Below are 15,731 nucleotides of genomic sequence, written 5' to 3' on the forward strand. Positions count from 1 at the left end.
GTCCTTTACACTGCCCGCTGCCTTGAGTTTGTAACTGCAGAAGGCCAGAAGAAGGGCGCTGAGAAGTGCAAAGAGCTGGGCATCGATGCAATGGTTGTAATCGGCGGCGACGGTTCCTTCAAGGGTGCTCGCGCTCTGGCCAACCTGGGCATTCCCTGCATCGGCATTCCCGGCACCATCGACAACGACATCGCCTGCAGCGAGTACACCATCGGCTACGACACCGCCATGAACACCGCTGTGGAGATGATCGATAAGCTGCGCGACACTACCCAGAGCCATGACCGCTGCAGTGTGGTTGAGGTTATGGGACGTAACGCTGGCTACATTGCTCTGAACGTGGGCATCGCCACCGGCGCTCTGGCTATCCTGATTCCCGAGCGTCCCTACGATCTGGACCACGACATCATCTCCCGCATGAACCAGACCCAGAAGACCGGCAAGAAGCACTTCATCGTGATCGTAGCCGAGGGTGTTGGTCATGCTCAGGAGCTGGCCAACGAGATCCAGGCCCGCACCGGCATTGATTCCCGTGCTACCGTTCTGGGCCACGTACAGCGCGGTGGTTCTCCCACTCTGCGCGATCGCGTGACCGCTTCTCAGATGGGTTACCACGCTGTTAACCTGCTGGAGAAGGGCATCTACAACCGTGTGGTTGCCGTTTCTGCCGACAAGATCGTCGACTACGATATCAGCGTTGCTCTGTCCATGCACAAGACCATCGACACCATGATGCTGGATGTAGCCAACACCATCTCCATCTGATTTTTCTGGCATTTCAAAAGGCATGCTGCGAACTGCAGCATGCCTTTTTTGTTTGAAAAATCCATAACTGCCTCACGATTCTTCTCTTTTACGAATATACTGGTTCAAGGAACGCCAACAATGGAGGAAGGATCCATGCGCCGTACTTCATCATGTACCACCCGGCAACATTCCGCAAAGCGGAGAAAACGAGGTCTCTGGCTGGTAATCGGATTTTCTCTGGTCCTGTTTGCGCTGCAGCGGTTCGATCAATCCATCCGCCCGCTCACCAGGCAGGTAATCCAATACCAGTGTCGAGCGCAGGCAGTGCGTACCATTCAAACCGCCTGTAACTCCATTCTGGAGCAAAACAGCACTCTTTATGACAGCCTTTACACCATCCAGCGGGATAATACCGGCAGGGTACAGAGCGTAGCAATCAATTCTGCACGGATCAATGCTCTCGAGGATGCTCTGGTGGAACAGGTTAATCAGTCGCTGTGCCAGCAACTGCTGCCATTGCGCATTCCTTTGGGCACGTTGACCGGCATTCAGCTGTTCAGCAATCTGGGGCCGGAAATCGCCATACAGGCACAGCCTCTTTCTCTGGTATCCAGTCAGGTAAAAAGTGATTTTTCTCAGGCCGGTGTAAATCAGACTCTGCTGGAGATCACGGTTTGCTTTTCGGTGCAGATTGGCGCACTTTTGGCAGGTGAGGTGATTCCGGTGGATGCTCAGACAGAGGTGCTTGCTGCACAGTTTCTGATTGTTGGCGAAGTGCCGCAGCTTTATGCGCAAACTGGGGGAAGTACCGAAAAAGCCTAGCCGCCGGATGGACTAATGTGTTATAATTAAAAACCAGAACAGGGGAAGAGATTTTCGCTCCTCAGTTGGACTTTCAAGAGGTGATCATTTTGACATTGGAACAGGCCCAGCAGCGCGTTCTCGAGCTGCGCCGGGTAATCGAATATAACAACCGCCTTTACTATGATCAGGACGCTCCCGAGCTGGAGGATTTTGAGTATGACGCACTAAATCGTGAGCTCAAGGAGTTGGAGGCCCAGTTCCCCCAGCTGATCACACCCGATTCTCCCACCCAGCATGTGGGCGGCACTCCCTCGGGAAAATTCGCCAAGGTAACCCACGCGGTGAAGATGGAGAGCCTTCAGGATGCCTTCTCCTATGAGGAGCTTCGAGATTTTGACCGTCGGGTCCGCGGTGAGGGCATAGAACCCCGCTATGTGGTCGAGGTGAAGATTGACGGTCTTTCGGTAAGCCTGGAATATGAGAACGGTGCGTTTGTGCGGGGCTCCACCCGTGGCGACGGTGTAGTGGGCGAGGACGTCACCAAAAATCTGGCCACTATTAAAGACATCCCCAAGAAGCTGCTGAACGCGCCGGAATTTCTGGAGGTACGCGGCGAGGTCTACATGCCCCATGCAGCCTTTGAGCAACTGGTGGAGGAGCAGGAGCTGAACGACAAGCAGCCCTTCAAAAATCCCCGCAACGCGGCCGCCGGTTCTCTTCGCCAGAAGGACAGCAAGATCACCGCAGGCCGTGGCCTTTCCATTTTTGTATTCAACATTCAGCAGATTCGGGGCAAAGAGCTGCACAGCCATCAGGAAAGCCTGGATTACGTGAAGCAGCTGGGCTTTGTGGTATCGCCCCGATACCACAGCTTTGACAACATTGAAGATGCCATCGCTGAGATTGAAGCCATCGGTCAGATGCGCGGCACCCTGCCGTTTGACATCGACGGTGCGGTGATCAAGGTGGATGACTTTGCGCAGCGTGCCATGCTGGGCAGCACCAATAAATTTCCCCGCTGGGCAGTTGCGTTCAAATACCCTCCGGAAGAAAAGGAGACCGAACTGCAGCAGATCGACATTACCGTGGGCCGTACCGGCGTACTTACACCTACCGCAGTATTTGCGCCGGTCCAGCTTGCAGGCACCACAGTTTCCCGTGCCATTCTGCACAACGAGGATTTCATCCGTCAGCTGGATGTGCGCATCGGCGACCGTATTCTGGTGCGTAAAGCGGGAGACATCATTCCCGAAGTGGTGGCGGTAACCCAGCACAAGGATGGCTCCGAGCCTTATCAGATGCCTCAGGTGTGCCCTTCCTGCGGAGCACCCGCCGTGCATCTGGAAGGGGAGGCTGCTCTGCGCTGTGTGAATCCGGAGTGTCCCGCTCAGGCGCTGCGCAACATCATCCACTTTGCCAGCCGGAACGCCATGGACATCGACGGTCTGGGCAAGGCGGTGGCCGCCCAGCTGGTCAGCAAGGGCTATGTACACTCGGCGGCAGATCTTTATGAGCTGACCGAGGAGCAGCTGATGACGCTGGAGAAATTCAAGGAGAAGAGCGCCCGCAACCTGCTGAACGCCATTGAAGCCTCCAAGGGCAACAATCTGGACAAGCTGCTGTTTGGTCTGGGCATCCGGAACATCGGCGAAAAGGCCGCAGCCCTAATTGCAGAGCACTTCCGCTCCATGCAGGCCGTGCGGGAGGCCGGGGAAGAGCAGCTCAGCGAGATCGACGGCTTTGGTGCAGTCATGGCCCAGAGCGTGGTCGCCTTCTTTGCCAAGGAGGGCACCGAGGACCTGATTCGTCGTCTGGCTGATGCCGGTGTGAATATGGAGTGGCACGGTGAGGAAAAAACCGACAAGCTGGCCGGTAAAACCATCGTGGTTACCGGTACACTGCCCACTCTTTCCCGCTCAGAGGCAGAAGCGCTGATTACAAAGAACGGCGGCAAAGCCAGCGGTTCCGTCTCGAAAAAGACTGCATATGTGCTGGCTGGCGAAGCAGCTGGCTCCAAGCTCACCAAAGCCCAGCAGCTGGGTGTACCGGTGATTGATGAAGAAACCTTCCTGCAGATGATTCAATAATGCTTGATCCCCTCGGCAACATGCCGGGGGGGATTTTTTGTTCTAGCGCAGCCGATGTGCTCATATGCTTGTAGCACAAAGGAGCGTGAAACAAAAATGGACGAGTATTACAGCGCCATCCAACGCCTGCCTGCCCCGGTGCGGGATGCCCTTGCGCAGCTGCCTCCGGCTTTTGCCGCCCAGGTACATGAAATCCGGCTGCGCAGTGAGCGCCCCATCGTTTTTTCCACCCCGCATGGTCCGATACTGGCGCCGAATCTTCTGCCCAAATGTGCCGGTGCCCTGCAGCTGAGCGCCCGCGGGCTTCAGGAATGCTTTTATTCGCTGTGTGAAAAATCGGTGCACAGCTATGAAAGCCAGCTTTCCCAGGGCTTTTTTACCATTCCCGGCGGGCACCGGGTCGGTGTGGCCGGGGTCTGCCGCACCACAGAAAACAGACGCAACAGCTTTCAGACCATCACCTCGCTGAACCTGCGGGTGGCGCGAATGCTGTTTGTTCCGCTGCCGCCGCTGCTGCAGAGCAGCCTTGTAGACTCCTTTCACGGGATGATCCTGGCAGGCTCTCCAGGAAGCGGAAAGACCACACTGCTGCGCAGCATCATCAAAGCTGCCAGCGATCAGGGCAAAAAGATCGCTGTTGTAGACGAGCGCCAGGAGCTTTGGCCCTGCGATCCCTGGGGGAATGTGCCCCACATTCCGCTGAACTGCGACGTTTTGTCCAACTGCCCCAAAGCAGGAGGGATCGAAATGGCCGTGCGCTGCCTGGGACCACAGATTGTCGCCTGTGATGAGCTGGGCTCACACGAGGAATTTCGTCAGATGGAGCATGGCATACAATCCGGTGTTGGCTTCATCTGTTCGGTTCACGCCGCCAGTATGGACGAGCTGGAGGCACGTATGGAACGAAGCCGCTCCGGACTTCGTGCCTTCTTTTCCCTCTGCGCGTTTCTGGAAGGGCCGCAAAAGCCCGGCTGCATTCGCGAAGTGGTGGCGCTATGATCTGGGTCATCAAGCTCAGCGGTGCGGTGCTGGTGGGGACTGCCGGCTTCCTGTTCGGCGCAGAGCAGGCCGCCGTTTTGCGCCGGCGCGCCGTCTTCTGGTCAGAGCTAGCCGGTATGCTGACGCAGATTCAAGATGCTGTGCGCTATCGAGCGCTCGCTACGCCTTGTCTCTTGGAAGAGCTGCAGGCGGGGGAGTATCCCCATCTGATGCTGGACAATTGTTTCGCTCTGGAGGCATATCAGTTCCCGACATACATTTCCCCGGGGGATGCAGCGCCATTTGGCCCTCTGTTCGGGCAAATCGGACAGGTAAGTGCGCAGGAGCTGTGCGGTCAGATGCCCTATTACATCGAGCTGGCCCGGCAAAACGGTGACCGCCAGGAAAAGGAATACAAAGCAGCTGCACGACTTTACCCCCAGGCCGGTGTTTGTGCCGGACTGATGGCTGCGCTGCTGCTCTTATGAAGGAAGGGTAGAACAATGGACATTGACCTGGTATTCAAAATTGCCGCCATCGGCATCATTGTTGCGGTTCTGAACCAGCTTCTGATCCGTTCCGGACGGGAGGATCAGGCCATGATGACCACACTGGCGGGGCTGATCGTTGTGCTGTCCATGCTGGTGCAGCAGATCAGCGATCTGTTTGTGAACATAAAATCACTGTTCAATCTATGATGATGGAATATGGAAATTTTTCAAATTGCCGCCTTTGTGCTGGTGGCCGCCGTTCTCATCGGGCTTGTTCGCGAGCACCTGCCCTCCTATGGAATCCTGTGTCTTCTGGGTTGTTCCGTGGTGCTGCTGCTCTATCTGCTGCGGCTGGCCGCTCCGTTGATCGAGCAGCTAAATGCTTATGCAGCTTATTGGGAGCAAACCGGTTTTTCCACGGTGATCAAAGCCGCCGGGATCGCGCTGGCCTCCCAGACAACGCAGGATCTTTGCCGGGATGCCGGACTCAGCAGCCTTGCAGGCAAGGTGGAGTTTGCGGGCCGCTGCCTGATTCTGATGTGCGCACTGCCCCTGTTTCAAACCGCAGCCGAGTCACTGGCCGCTTTTCTGCAATGAAGCGTCTCGTGGCCCTTCTGTTTTTGCTGACCATCCTGCCCGGTGCTGCCTTCGCCCAGGAATTGCCGGAGGCTGCGCAGGACATTCTGGACTCTCCGCCGGTTACTGCCGAGGAGTTTCAGAGTTTCTCCGCACCACAGCTTCTGGAAAAGCTATTGGGTACCGCCAAAGAGCAGTTTGAGCAGCCCTTTCGCCTCTTGGCTTCTGTATCCGCCACTGTGCTGATCGCTGCTGCCGCGCTCAGCCTTCTGCCCGGCAGCGACTGGCGCACACCGCTGGAAACCGTCTGTCTGCTGGGCATCAGTACTGCGGCCTTGCAGCCGATGCTGCCGCTGCTGGAGCAGCTGACGGAACGGATACAGGAATGCCAGACCTATCTTGTCAGCTTTGTCCCGGTTTTTTCCGGTGTGATGATCAGCTGTGGCCAGCCCACACAAGCGGCTGTTTACAGCGGCATGTTCTTGACCATGGCTGCTTTTTGCGCTCAGATGATCAGTGTGGTGGCGCTTCCTCTTGTGCGTGCCTTTCTGGCGCTGACCGTTGCAGGTGGGCTTTGTGAACTGGGCGGCCTTTCCGACGGCTGCGCAGTCCTTCACCGGATTGTGAAGTGGATTCTCGGCCTTTTGTCCATTCTGTTCGGTGGCGTTCTGGGGCTGCAAAGTGTGCTGGCTCAGAACACCGATACCCTGGCCATGAAAACCGGGCAGTTCCTGCTCAGCAGCGGTGTTCCCGTGATCGGCAGTCTCGCTTCCGATGCCATGGGCAGTGTTCTCAGCGGGCTTCGGGTTTTGAAGGGAACTTTGGGTTTTGCCGCCATCGCGGTTCTGACCGTCACCTTTTTGCCGCTGCTGATCCGCTGCTTTTGCTTTTACCTGGCATATCTTCTGAGCGCCGCGCTGGCAAAGGCATTCGGTCTCAGCCGTGCAGGCCGTGTGCTGGAGGGAATGGGGCAGGCAACCGGGTTGTGCATCTCCTTTCTGGTGTTCTTTTTCATGCTCACGGTTCTTTCCACTGCACTGATGATCCTGCTGGGAGGAGGTGGCTGAAGTGAATGAATGGGCACTCACCCTTTGCATGGCCTGTGTCCTGGCCGGAGTACTGGAACTTCTGATGCCACGCAAAGAATACGAAAAAAGCATAAAAGTGGTTGTGGCGCTGTATATTTTAGTAACGATCCTGCAGCCTGTACGGGCGGCGTTTTCCGACTGGGATACGCTCTGGCCGTCGGAGCAGACGGATACCGTAGATTTTTCCGGCTATCGCTCCGGGCTTGAGCAGCAGGCCTTGGAGGAACAGCTGGAGCAAGTTCTCGCTGCCCAGGGGATCGAAGGCCAGCTCCGGGTGGAGACCGGCCCGCCTTTGATCGTAACCGCGATTGATTGCACCGAACCGGAGCGGGCCAAAGCAGCACTGCGGCAGGTACTGGGCGAGGGAGAGGAGATTGAGATCAGGGCGGAGGAACCGAGCGATGGGACGTGATTTTTTCAAGGAGCTTTTTAAAGCAAAAAACTGGAATCGAAGCAGCCTTCTTGTTTTTGCCGGTGCGTTGGGATTGTTTCTTCTTCTGGCCGGAAATGCATTTCCGGCCGAAAGCAGCAGCCGCGAAACTGGCGAGCCGCAAAGCACTGCAGACGAGGCTGCGTATGTGCAGGAATACGCTTCCAACTTGGAACAAACACTTACCGGAGTCATTGAGAGTATCCAGGGCGCCGGGCACGTAAAGGTAGCTGTAACCCTGGAAGCCGGCCCACAAACGGTCTATGCACTGGACGAAACAGACCGGGGTGAAAACGGAAGCGAAGTCCAGCACATCTTGATGGAGGATTCTTCCGGGCAAAGTGCTCTGGTGGAGATGGTCTGGGAACCGGAGATTCGTGGAATTGCCGTGGTATGCCAAGGCGCGGCCGATGTTCAGGTTCAAGCGCAGATCACCGAAGCGGTTTCGGTGCTTACCGGTGTTTCGAGCAACCGGATCAGCATTGCAAAAATGAATGAATCGGAGGGAACATAATGCAAGCAAAAAAGATCAACCAGAAAATGACGCTTCTCACCCTGGTGGTGGCTCTGGGCGTGGCTGTGTATCTGAACTGGGAGTACGCCAAAAGCACCGATCTGGTGATGGGCGACACCGTTCAGGCCAACGCCACGGCCAGCACTGGCATCATCACCGATGAACTTGCCGTGGAGACCGCTGCCTCCACCCAGGAGACCGCCGACAAAAACTATGGTGAAGCCCAGCTGGTCAGCGTGGGGGACCCCACCGGAAGTGACTTTTTTGAACAGGCCCGTCTTTCCCGTACCAAAACCCGGGATGAGGCCCTGGACACCTTGCAGAAAAGCCTGAAAAACAGCGCGCTCACCCAGGCGGAAAAGGACACGCTCACCCAGGAGCTGACCGCTACCATCGAAAGCATTACCAAGGAGAGCGATCTGGAAAGTCGGATCAAGGCCAAAGGCTTCGTGGACTGTGTGGCCTTCATCGACGGAGATAAGGTCAACATCACGGTCATGACCACCAGCGACGGCCTGACCCAGACCGAAGTGGCACAGATCCGGGACATCGTGCTGAGTGAGTGCGCGGTGAGTGCACAGAATATTACCGTGGTAGAAATAAAATGACCTTGTAGATTATGCAAAAAGATGGTATAATATCTTCAATTCAGATGCCATGAAAATAATTACCTTTGGGAGGACCGGGTATGGAAGTTTCAAATTCCAATGTTGTAAACGGCAGCTTGCAGATCTCCACCGATGTGATCGGTAAGATTGCAAAGCTTGCAGCCACCGAAATCGACGGCGTGGTGGACGTTTGTGCCGGTTCCGCTGGGATGCGCAGCTTTTTGGGCAAGGTAAACCTGCAAAAGCCTGTTTCGGTGGAGCTGCTGGAGAATGTGGCCGAGATCACTGTCAGCCTGACGGTGCGCTACGGCAGTCAGATCCCGGCGGTCTGCGAAAAAGTGCAGGAGAACGTGAAGTCTGCTGTGCAGAACATGACCAGCATCACGGTCGCCCGGGTAAACATTGTGGTAGTCGGCGTCCTGCAGGAGCCGGAACTGCCTGCTGAAGAAGAATAACCAATCGGCCCTCCCGCGGTACGCAGGGGGGCTTTGGCTGTGAGAGGATACTTTATTTTATGGAAAAACTGACACGCAGAACCGCACGTGAGAATGCCTTCCTGGCTGCTTTTGCATCCACCTTCGACAACGCCATGCCGGAGGATGTAATTGCTCTGAACAACGAGCTGGGCGAAAACCGGGTAGACGAGTTCGGCCGCAAGCTGATCGACGACTACTATGAGCACAGCGCTGAGATCAATGACATGATCCGTGATCACCTGAAGGGCTGGACCATTGACCGCATTCCCCGGGTAAGCCTCACCGTGCTGCGTCTGGCTTTGAGCGAGATCCTGTATGGCGAAGAGAAACTGCCCAGCGTTACCATCAATGAGGCAGTGGAACTGACCAAGAAATTCGGCGGAAACGAGGACTACCAGTTCGTGAATGGCCTGCTTGGCTCTGTGGTGCGTGAACTGGGTCTGGCGGATCAGGACTCCGCTTCGGAATAATGCTCACACTGGGCATCGATACCAGCAACTATGCAACCTCTTTGGCCGTGTATGATTCCTGCGCCAAAGAGGTTGTTTGCGATAAAAAGCAATTTTTGCCCGTCAAGCAGGGGCAGCTTGGCCTGCGTCAGAGCGATGCGCTGTTTCACCACACAGCAGCTCTGCCGGAGCTTTTAAACCAGCTCGGCCAGCAGGTGGATCTGCGCCAGATTCAGGCGGTGGGCGTTTCCACCCGCCCGCGGCCGGTGGATGGCTCTTACATGCCCTGCTTCCTTGCAGGCAAAAGCGCGGCCGTGGCGTTTGCTTCGGCTCGCGGCATCCCTCTGATTGAAACGACCCATCAGCAGGGACACATTGCCGCTGCGCTGTTTGCCACTGGCGAAGAGGATTTGTTCCAGCGTCCCAGCCTGGTATTCCATGTTTCCGGCGGAACTACTGATCTGCTTCTCTGCAACGGCTACGACTCAATTCAATGCATCGGCACCAGCAGTGACCTTTATGCAGGACAGGCAGTGGACCGGGTTGGGGTCAAGCTTGGCTTTGCCTTCCCGGCCGGCGTTATGGTCAGCGAACTTGCCGTGAAATGTACCGAAACCGTTCGCCCGAAGGTGAGCGTAAAGGGGACAAGCTGCAGTCTGTCCGGCTTGGAAAATCAATGCAACCAGCTTCTGGCACAGGGCAAAACACCTGAATACGTTTGCCGCTACTGCTTGAACTGTGTAGCCGAAACTGCACTGCGCATGGTAAAGGCAGCTCTTGAGGAGTACCCGGGATTGCCGGTGGTTTTTGCCGGAGGAGTAATGAGCAGCCAGATCATCCGGGAATATGTGACCCGCCGACTGTCCGGTGCGCATTTTGTACCCGGCAAGTTTTCCAGCGATAACGCCATTGGCGTGGCTTGTATCGCTGCACGGGAGGCAAACCATGGCTGAGATGATCACCGTTTCCGGGTTGAACCGTTATGTTCGGTCGCTGCTGGACAGCGACCGTTTTTTGTCTGGAATCGCTATCAAAGGTGAGATTGCCAACTTTGTGCATCACTATAAGAGCGGACATTTTTATTTTTCGCTGAGGGATGATGCCGCCAGCGTGAAGGCAGTCATGTTCCGGCAGGATGCCCGGCGGCTTGCTTTCACGCCTCAGGAAGGAATGCGGGTGATCGTGCGCTGCCGGGTCAGTCTTTACGAAACCACCGGTGCGTTCCAGATCTACGTACAGGATATGTTTCCGGATGGCATCGGCGCTGCCCAGATGGCCTTCGAGCAGTTGAAGGCCCGCCTGGAACAGGAAGGCCTGTTCCGTCCCGAGGTCAAGCAGCCCATTCCCACCTGCCCTCGCTGCATCGGCGTGGTCACCAGTGAGACCGGCGCGGCTTTGCAGGACATTCGAAATGTACTCAGCAGGCGCTGGCCGCTGGTGAAGCTGCTGCTCGCTCCGGTCAATGTGCAAGGGGACCAGGCAGCAGTTCAGATTGCCCGTGGTATCCAGGTATTGGACCGTTCCGGAAAAGCCGATGTAATCATTGTGGCCCGTGGCGGCGGCAGCAGGGAAGACCTGTGGGTCTTCAACGATGAAGGCATCGCCCGTGCAGCTTACAGCTGCAAAACTCCTCTGATTTCCGCCGTCGGCCACGAGATCGATTTCACCATACTGGATTTCGTGGCAGATCTCCGGGCCCCCACTCCTTCGGCCGCAGCAGAGCTTGCTACCCCGGACCGGCGAGAAACCATGGCAAAACTCATGAATATTTCGGATAATATTCACAAAAATATTCAGTCGAAGCTTGAAATGTGTTATAATAGGCTTGATCCACTGGCAGAAAAGTGGGAGTCTTTGACTCCTGCCGCACTCTGCGCCGCCCGCGCAGACAGACTGAATGAACAAGTGCAGTCTTTACAGACCGGCATGAAGCGGATCTATCAGGATCGACTTCTGGCTATGCGTCACGCGATGCAGCTTGCTCACTCGCTCAGCCCCTACACAGTTTTGGAGCGCGGCTACGCCATCCCGAAGACTGTAAAGGGAAAGAGCATTACACTTGAACAAGTAGCTCCTGGCGACCGAATTTTGCTGGTTGGCAGCAAAGTGTCGGTTGGCTGCCTTGTGGAACAAGTGCAAGAGATCGAGGTGCCTAAGAATGAGAAAACCGAAGAGCTTTGAAGAGGGCAGCGCATCCCTGCAGGAGGTGCTGGATCAGCTTTCTGACCCGGCAACACCATTGGATAAAGCTATTAAGCTTTACAGCGATGCCGCCAGTCTGATTGCATATTGCAACGAAACCTTGGAGCACGCCAAGCTGGAAATGGAGCGCATCGACCTTTCGCTTTCTTCCAGCATCGGTCATACTGGAGAGGAGGATATTCTTGCATGATGACCTATGAGCAACAGTATGATATGTACCTAAATGAGATCCAGACTGCTCTCCAAAAGGCCTGTGACACATACCTGCCGGAGGAATCCAGAGTTTGCCAAGCTGCACGCTACAGTCTCCTTGCCGGTGGCAAACGAATTCGCGCAGTTCTCACCATGGCTTGCTGCGATATGCTGGGCGGGGATTGGCGAGCTTCCGCGTATTTTGCCGCAGCAGTAGAGATGCTGCACTGCTTCTCCCTAATCCATGACGATCTGCCTTGCATGGATGATGATGACTTCCGCCGGGGCAAGCCCTCCTGCCACAAGGCCTTCGATGAAGCGACTGCTCTGCTTGCAGGAGATGTGCTGCTCACTGAAGCATTTGAGGTGATTGCTGATACCCCGCTGCCGGAACGCGCCCGTGTGGAAGCTGCTCGTTTGCTGGCCATAGGCGGCGGCAGCAGGGGAATGATCTGGGGGCAGGAACTGGATGTGACCTTTGAAGGTCAGCCCTTAAATGAGGCGCTGCTCCGAAAGATCCACAAAAACAAGACCGGTGCACTGATCAATGCCGCTGTACAGATGGGTGTGTCTGCCGCTGGTGGAACCGCCGAGGACGCGGCAAGCCTGGAACGGTACGCATTTGATCTTGGGCTTGTTTTCCAAATCGTAGACGATGTGCTGGATGTAATCTCCACACCGGAAGAGCTGGGCAAACCCATCGGGAGCGATCAGGAAAACGGAAAAGTCACTTTTGCAACGATCTATGGCCCACAGGGTGCACTGGAACTGGCGCAGCGGATCAACGACGAGAGCTGTCAGGCGCTGAGCCAGGCCTATGGTGACCGGGCGCAGTTCCTGATTCGACTGGCCAGTCAGCTGGTCACTCGGCGCAAATGATTGAAATGGAGAGGATTCGATGGACTGGATCAGAGAAATATATTGTTGGAACTACCTGCTGTCGGTTTCACTCACAGCCTGGCTGATTGCACAGGTGCTGAAAACGATCATCAATTTCATCTTAATGGGCAAATTCCGGGTAGAGCGTATGTGGGGGTCCGGCGGTATGCCCAGCGCACACTCCGCCACGGTATGTGCGCTGGTGATTGCTGCCGGTCGCTCGCAGGGTACGCATTCGGAAGTTTTTGCCCTTGCAGCAGTCATGGCTGTGATCGTAATGTACGACGCTATGGGTGTACGTCGGGAAACCGGCGAACAGGCCAAGATCCTGAATCAACTGCTGTCTGACTGGCTGGATGAGGAAGCCAAACGCACCCCCATCCTTGGTGATAAAAAGCTGAAGGAAATGGTCGGTCACACTCCTTTTGAAGTGTTTGGTGGCGCGGCCGTAGGCATTGCAACCGGTTTGCTGATCCCAATGATGTGATGGAACCACTGTCTTTTTAGAAGGATTGTATCATGGCATATTCATTATTGGAACAAATCAATAGCCCACAGGATCTGAAGCAGCTTCCTTCCGGGCAACTGACGCCTCTCTGCGAAGAGATTCGGGCGTTTCTGATCGAAAGTGTCTCCAAAACCGGAGGGCATCTTTCTTCCAACTTGGGTACCATTGAACTTACGGTTGCAATGCATCGTGCATTCACCACCCCCACAGATAAAGTCGTGTTTGATGTGGGACATCAATGTTATACCCACAAACTTTTGACCGGCCGACGGCAGCAATTCGATGTGCTGCGCAAGCTGAACGGTCTTTCCGGTTTCCCTAGTCCCCGAGAGAGCGCCCATGACGCGTTTATTTCCGGGCATGGCAATACTGCTATTTCGGTAGCCATTGGCATGGCTAGAGCAAAAAAGCTGAAAAATGAACCCGGAAAAGTCATCGCTCTGGTTGGTGACGGTGCGTTTACGGGCGGCATGGTTTACGAGGGCATGAACAACATCGATACCCTCAATAATCTGATTGTGATTTTGAACGACAACAAGATGTCGATCTCCAAAAATGTAGGTTCTCTGTCCCGTTATCTCACTGTGCTGCGCACAAACCCGGAATACAATCGGGCCAAAGCCAGTACAGAAACCGTTCTATCGGCGATTCCGTTACTGGGTACCCCGCTGGTTCGAGCGCTACAGAGTGGCAAAGCATTACTGCGCCGAGGCCTATACCATTCCACCATGTTTGAGGAAATGGGGTTCCAGTATCTTGGTCCTGTGGATGGTCACGATGTGATCAAGCTGACCGAACTGTTTCAGAATCTGCACCATCAAACTGCACCGGTTTTTGTACATGCAGTCACTGTAAAGGGGAAAGGCTTTAAACCTGCTGAGGAGAATCCCGGCGAGTTCCATGGCGTCTCTTCCTTTGATCCCTCCCATGCGCTGGACCCGGATGTGGCCCCCGCTGCTTCCTTCTCCACCTGCTTCGGCCAGCATCTGGAAGCGCTGGCCGAGAGACGCACCAACGTGTGCGCAATTACCGCCGCCATGAAGTACGGTACCGGGCTGCAGTATTTCTACCGGCGTTTCCCCGATCGATTCTTTGATGTGGGCATGGCTGAACAGCATGCGGTAACCTTTGCTGCCGGTCTGGCCAGTCAGGGAATGCTGCCGGTGGTAGCCATTTATTCCACCTTCCTGCAGCGCGCCTATGACCAGATGATTCACGACGTATGTCTGATGAATCTGAACGTAGTATTCGCTGTAGATCGGGCCGGTCTTGTTCCTGGAGACGGTGAAACTCATCAGGGTATTTATGACCCCGCCTTCTTCCGTCAGATCGGCATTCCGGTCTACTCGCCTTGTAACTATGCAGAGCTGACCTACTGGCTGGAGTATCTTCTGGACCAGGGGAAGGGTCCTCGTGCTATCCGTTATGCACGCGGCGGCGAGCCGGAAGCGCTTTCTGCACTGGGCTGCAGCAAACAGCCCTATGATGTATATGCAGCCGAAGGCCAGACCAAGACCGCTCTGGTTACCTATGGTACTCTGACCGCTGAGGTTCTAAAAGCGGCACAGCTGCTCCGGCAACAGGGGACAGCCGTGGATGTGTATAAGCTTGTGCAGATCAATCCTCTCCCCGAAGGGTTGTGCGAGGCATTGACCCGATATGACCACATTCTCTTTGCAGAAGAATGCGTGGCACAAGGCGGAATCGGCGATTCCTTGGGTGCCGCACTTTCAGAATACCGATGGCCAGGTCATCTGACTCTGCGCGGCGTGCACAGTGGTCGTGCAATTCCCCACGCTTCTGTAGCCGAACTTCGAGAGGTTCTTGGGCTGGATGCCGCCAGCCTTGCAAATGCAATAGAAAGGGACTAAGCATTGAAAATTCGATTGGATCAATATCTGTGCCAGAATGGTCTGGTACAAAGCCGGGAACGGGCAAAGGCTCTGATCATGTCCGGCATCGTATTTGTGAACGAGCAAAAGGCCGATAAAGCAGGCGAAATGATCTCTCCGGATGCGAAGGTTGAAGTGCGCGGCCACGACATCGGCTATGTGAGCCGTGGCGGCTTAAAACTGGAAAAAGCCATGCGCGCCTTCCCGCTGACCCCAAACGGAAAGGTCTGCATGGACATCGGTGCATCCACCGGTGGTTTTACCGACTGCATGCTGCAGAACGGCGCCCGTAAGGTATACGCTGTGGATGTGGGCTATGGCCAGCTGGCCTGGAAGCTGCGCACCGACGAGCGTGTCGTCAACATGGAGCGGACCAACATCCGCAACGTTACTCTGGACATGCTGGAGGAACCGGTTGAATTTTTCAGCGTGGATGTCTCGTTTATTTCTTTGAAACATATTTTCCCGGTGGCTCAGGCGGTTACCGCTGACCACGCCACTGGCGTATGTCTGGTCAAGCCTCAGTTCGAAGCTGGCCGGGAAAAGGTGGGTAAAAAAGGTGTCGTGCGCGAACCTGAGACCCATCGGGAAGTAATCCTGCAGGCTGCAGGGTACGCGGCTGCCAACGGTTTTTCCGTACTGGGGCTGGACTATTCTCCTATTAAAGGCCCGGAAGGGAACATCGAATTCCTGCTATTCGTGGAAAAGGCAGCGGATCAGCCCGTCCTTCTGCAGGAAGAATTGGCCGATCAGGTTGTCAGTGCCGCACACGGGGCTTTGGATCTGTAACACCCCAGAAGGTCTGCGAAA

The 15,731-nt window shown here is 55.5% G+C and carries 20 protein-coding genes; all 20 read left to right on the forward strand.

Annotation, left to right across the window (positions count from 1 at the left end):
- Nucleotides 1-765: ATP-dependent 6-phosphofructokinase (locus J7G73_RS02440; RefSeq protein ID WP_291245091.1), on the forward strand; the 765-nt coding region annotated here is incomplete at its 5' end.
- A gap of 120 nt (nucleotides 766-885) precedes the next feature.
- On the forward strand, nucleotides 886-1,569 hold the full coding sequence (locus tag J7G73_RS02445; RefSeq protein ID WP_291245092.1) for a sporulation protein YunB: 684 nt from the start codon (nucleotides 886-888) through the stop codon (nucleotides 1,567-1,569).
- Between the two features lie 89 nt (nucleotides 1,570-1,658).
- Nucleotides 1,659-3,638, forward strand: coding sequence for an NAD-dependent DNA ligase LigA (ligA, locus tag J7G73_RS02450; protein ID WP_291245093.1), 1,980 nt, complete (start codon nucleotides 1,659-1,661; stop codon nucleotides 3,636-3,638).
- A gap of 96 nt (nucleotides 3,639-3,734) precedes the next feature.
- On the forward strand, nucleotides 3,735-4,637 hold the full coding sequence (locus J7G73_RS02455) for a GTP-binding protein (RefSeq protein WP_291245094.1): 903 nt from the start codon (nucleotides 3,735-3,737) through the stop codon (nucleotides 4,635-4,637).
- Nucleotides 4,634-5,104, forward strand: coding sequence for a hypothetical protein (locus J7G73_RS02460; protein ID WP_291245095.1), 471 nt, complete (start codon nucleotides 4,634-4,636; stop codon nucleotides 5,102-5,104). The genes J7G73_RS02455 and J7G73_RS02460 overlap by 4 nt, the downstream gene beginning before the upstream one ends.
- Nucleotides 5,105-5,119: 15 nt before the next feature.
- Entirely contained in the window at nucleotides 5,120-5,314 is a 195-nt protein-coding gene (gene spoIIIAC, locus J7G73_RS02465; RefSeq protein ID WP_058962995.1) for a stage III sporulation protein AC, read from the forward strand.
- Between the two features lie 9 nt (nucleotides 5,315-5,323).
- Entirely contained in the window at nucleotides 5,324-5,704 is a 381-nt protein-coding gene (locus J7G73_RS02470; RefSeq protein ID WP_087293485.1) for a SpoIIIAC/SpoIIIAD family protein, read from the forward strand.
- Nucleotides 5,701-6,750 (forward strand): hypothetical protein, encoded by a 1,050-nt coding sequence (locus J7G73_RS02475; RefSeq protein WP_291245096.1) that lies wholly within the window; start codon nucleotides 5,701-5,703, stop codon nucleotides 6,748-6,750. The genes J7G73_RS02470 and J7G73_RS02475 overlap by 4 nt, the downstream gene beginning before the upstream one ends.
- A 1-nt stretch (nucleotide 6,751) precedes the next feature.
- Nucleotides 6,752-7,183, forward strand: coding sequence for a stage III sporulation protein AF (locus J7G73_RS02480; RefSeq protein ID WP_291245097.1), 432 nt, complete (start codon nucleotides 6,752-6,754; stop codon nucleotides 7,181-7,183).
- The gene (locus J7G73_RS02485) at nucleotides 7,173-7,715 is read left to right on the forward strand and encodes a stage III sporulation protein AG (protein ID WP_291245098.1); all 543 of its coding nucleotides are present in this window, start codon (nucleotides 7,173-7,175) and stop codon (nucleotides 7,713-7,715) included. The genes J7G73_RS02480 and J7G73_RS02485 overlap by 11 nt, the downstream gene beginning before the upstream one ends.
- On the forward strand, nucleotides 7,715-8,323 hold the full coding sequence (locus J7G73_RS02490) for a SpoIIIAH-like family protein (protein ID WP_087293493.1): 609 nt from the start codon (nucleotides 7,715-7,717) through the stop codon (nucleotides 8,321-8,323). The genes J7G73_RS02485 and J7G73_RS02490 overlap by 1 nt, the downstream gene beginning before the upstream one ends.
- 80 nt (nucleotides 8,324-8,403) lie before the next feature.
- The gene (locus J7G73_RS02495) at nucleotides 8,404-8,778 is read left to right on the forward strand and encodes an Asp23/Gls24 family envelope stress response protein (RefSeq protein ID WP_058962989.1); all 375 of its coding nucleotides are present in this window, start codon (nucleotides 8,404-8,406) and stop codon (nucleotides 8,776-8,778) included.
- A 59-nt stretch (nucleotides 8,779-8,837) separates the two neighbouring features.
- On the forward strand, nucleotides 8,838-9,269 hold the full coding sequence (gene nusB / locus J7G73_RS02500) for a transcription antitermination factor NusB (protein ID WP_087181492.1): 432 nt from the start codon (nucleotides 8,838-8,840) through the stop codon (nucleotides 9,267-9,269).
- On the forward strand, nucleotides 9,269-10,201 hold the full coding sequence (locus J7G73_RS02505) for a glycoprotease (RefSeq protein ID WP_291245099.1): 933 nt from the start codon (nucleotides 9,269-9,271) through the stop codon (nucleotides 10,199-10,201). Before nusB ends, J7G73_RS02505 begins: the two co-directional genes overlap by 1 nt.
- Nucleotides 10,194-11,429: an exodeoxyribonuclease VII large subunit gene (gene xseA / locus J7G73_RS02510; RefSeq protein ID WP_291245100.1), complete on the forward strand. Its 1,236-nt coding sequence runs from the start codon at nucleotides 10,194-10,196 to the stop codon at nucleotides 11,427-11,429. The genes J7G73_RS02505 and xseA overlap by 8 nt, the downstream gene beginning before the upstream one ends.
- On the forward strand, nucleotides 11,407-11,640 hold the full coding sequence (xseB, locus tag J7G73_RS02515; RefSeq protein ID WP_087293502.1) for an exodeoxyribonuclease VII small subunit: 234 nt from the start codon (nucleotides 11,407-11,409) through the stop codon (nucleotides 11,638-11,640). Before xseA ends, xseB begins: the two co-directional genes overlap by 23 nt.
- On the forward strand, nucleotides 11,637-12,521 hold the full coding sequence (locus J7G73_RS02520) for a polyprenyl synthetase family protein (RefSeq protein ID WP_291245101.1): 885 nt from the start codon (nucleotides 11,637-11,639) through the stop codon (nucleotides 12,519-12,521). The genes xseB and J7G73_RS02520 overlap by 4 nt, the downstream gene beginning before the upstream one ends.
- Before the next feature lie 19 nt (nucleotides 12,522-12,540).
- Nucleotides 12,541-13,008, forward strand: a complete 468-nt coding sequence (locus tag J7G73_RS02525; protein WP_291245102.1) for a divergent PAP2 family protein — start codon at nucleotides 12,541-12,543, stop codon at nucleotides 13,006-13,008.
- A 32-nt stretch (nucleotides 13,009-13,040) separates the two neighbouring features.
- On the forward strand, nucleotides 13,041-14,900 hold the full coding sequence (gene dxs, locus J7G73_RS02530) for a 1-deoxy-D-xylulose-5-phosphate synthase (RefSeq protein ID WP_291245103.1): 1,860 nt from the start codon (nucleotides 13,041-13,043) through the stop codon (nucleotides 14,898-14,900).
- Nucleotides 14,901-14,903: 3 nt separating this feature from the next.
- The gene (locus J7G73_RS02535) at nucleotides 14,904-15,710 is read left to right on the forward strand and encodes a TlyA family RNA methyltransferase (protein WP_087184020.1); all 807 of its coding nucleotides are present in this window, start codon (nucleotides 14,904-14,906) and stop codon (nucleotides 15,708-15,710) included.
- Nucleotides 15,711-15,731 lie beyond the last annotated feature (21 nt).

The sequence above is a fragment of the Allofournierella sp. genome (assembly GCF_017889395.1).
Lineage (GTDB): Bacteria > Bacillota > Clostridia > Oscillospirales > Ruminococcaceae > Allofournierella.

Excerpts from the sequence above, each read along its gene's own strand:
- J7G73_RS02445 (WP_291245092.1), top strand. The coding sequence starts at position 886 with ATGGAGGAAGGATCCATGCGCCGTACTTCATCATGTACCACCCGGCAA.
- J7G73_RS02455 (WP_291245094.1), top strand. The coding sequence starts at position 3,735 with ATGGACGAGTATTACAGCGCCATCCAACGCCTGCCTGCCCCGGTGCGG.
- J7G73_RS02460 (WP_291245095.1), top strand. The coding sequence starts at position 4,634 with ATGATCTGGGTCATCAAGCTCAGCGGTGCGGTGCTGGTGGGGACTGCC.
- spoIIIAC (WP_058962995.1), top strand. The coding sequence starts at position 5,120 with ATGGACATTGACCTGGTATTCAAAATTGCCGCCATCGGCATCATTGTT.
- J7G73_RS02470 (WP_087293485.1), top strand. The coding sequence starts at position 5,324 with ATGGAAATTTTTCAAATTGCCGCCTTTGTGCTGGTGGCCGCCGTTCTC.
- J7G73_RS02475 (WP_291245096.1), top strand. The coding sequence starts at position 5,701 with ATGAAGCGTCTCGTGGCCCTTCTGTTTTTGCTGACCATCCTGCCCGGT.
- J7G73_RS02485 (WP_291245098.1), top strand. The coding sequence starts at position 7,173 with ATGGGACGTGATTTTTTCAAGGAGCTTTTTAAAGCAAAAAACTGGAAT.
- J7G73_RS02490 (WP_087293493.1), top strand. The coding sequence starts at position 7,715 with ATGCAAGCAAAAAAGATCAACCAGAAAATGACGCTTCTCACCCTGGTG.
- J7G73_RS02495 (WP_058962989.1), top strand. The coding sequence starts at position 8,404 with ATGGAAGTTTCAAATTCCAATGTTGTAAACGGCAGCTTGCAGATCTCC.
- nusB (WP_087181492.1), top strand. The coding sequence starts at position 8,838 with ATGGAAAAACTGACACGCAGAACCGCACGTGAGAATGCCTTCCTGGCT.
- J7G73_RS02505 (WP_291245099.1), top strand. The coding sequence starts at position 9,269 with ATGCTCACACTGGGCATCGATACCAGCAACTATGCAACCTCTTTGGCC.
- xseA (WP_291245100.1), top strand. The coding sequence starts at position 10,194 with ATGGCTGAGATGATCACCGTTTCCGGGTTGAACCGTTATGTTCGGTCG.
- xseB (WP_087293502.1), top strand. The coding sequence starts at position 11,407 with ATGAGAAAACCGAAGAGCTTTGAAGAGGGCAGCGCATCCCTGCAGGAG.
- J7G73_RS02520 (WP_291245101.1), top strand. The coding sequence starts at position 11,637 with ATGATGACCTATGAGCAACAGTATGATATGTACCTAAATGAGATCCAG.
- J7G73_RS02525 (WP_291245102.1), top strand. The coding sequence starts at position 12,541 with ATGGACTGGATCAGAGAAATATATTGTTGGAACTACCTGCTGTCGGTT.
- dxs (WP_291245103.1), top strand. The coding sequence starts at position 13,041 with ATGGCATATTCATTATTGGAACAAATCAATAGCCCACAGGATCTGAAG.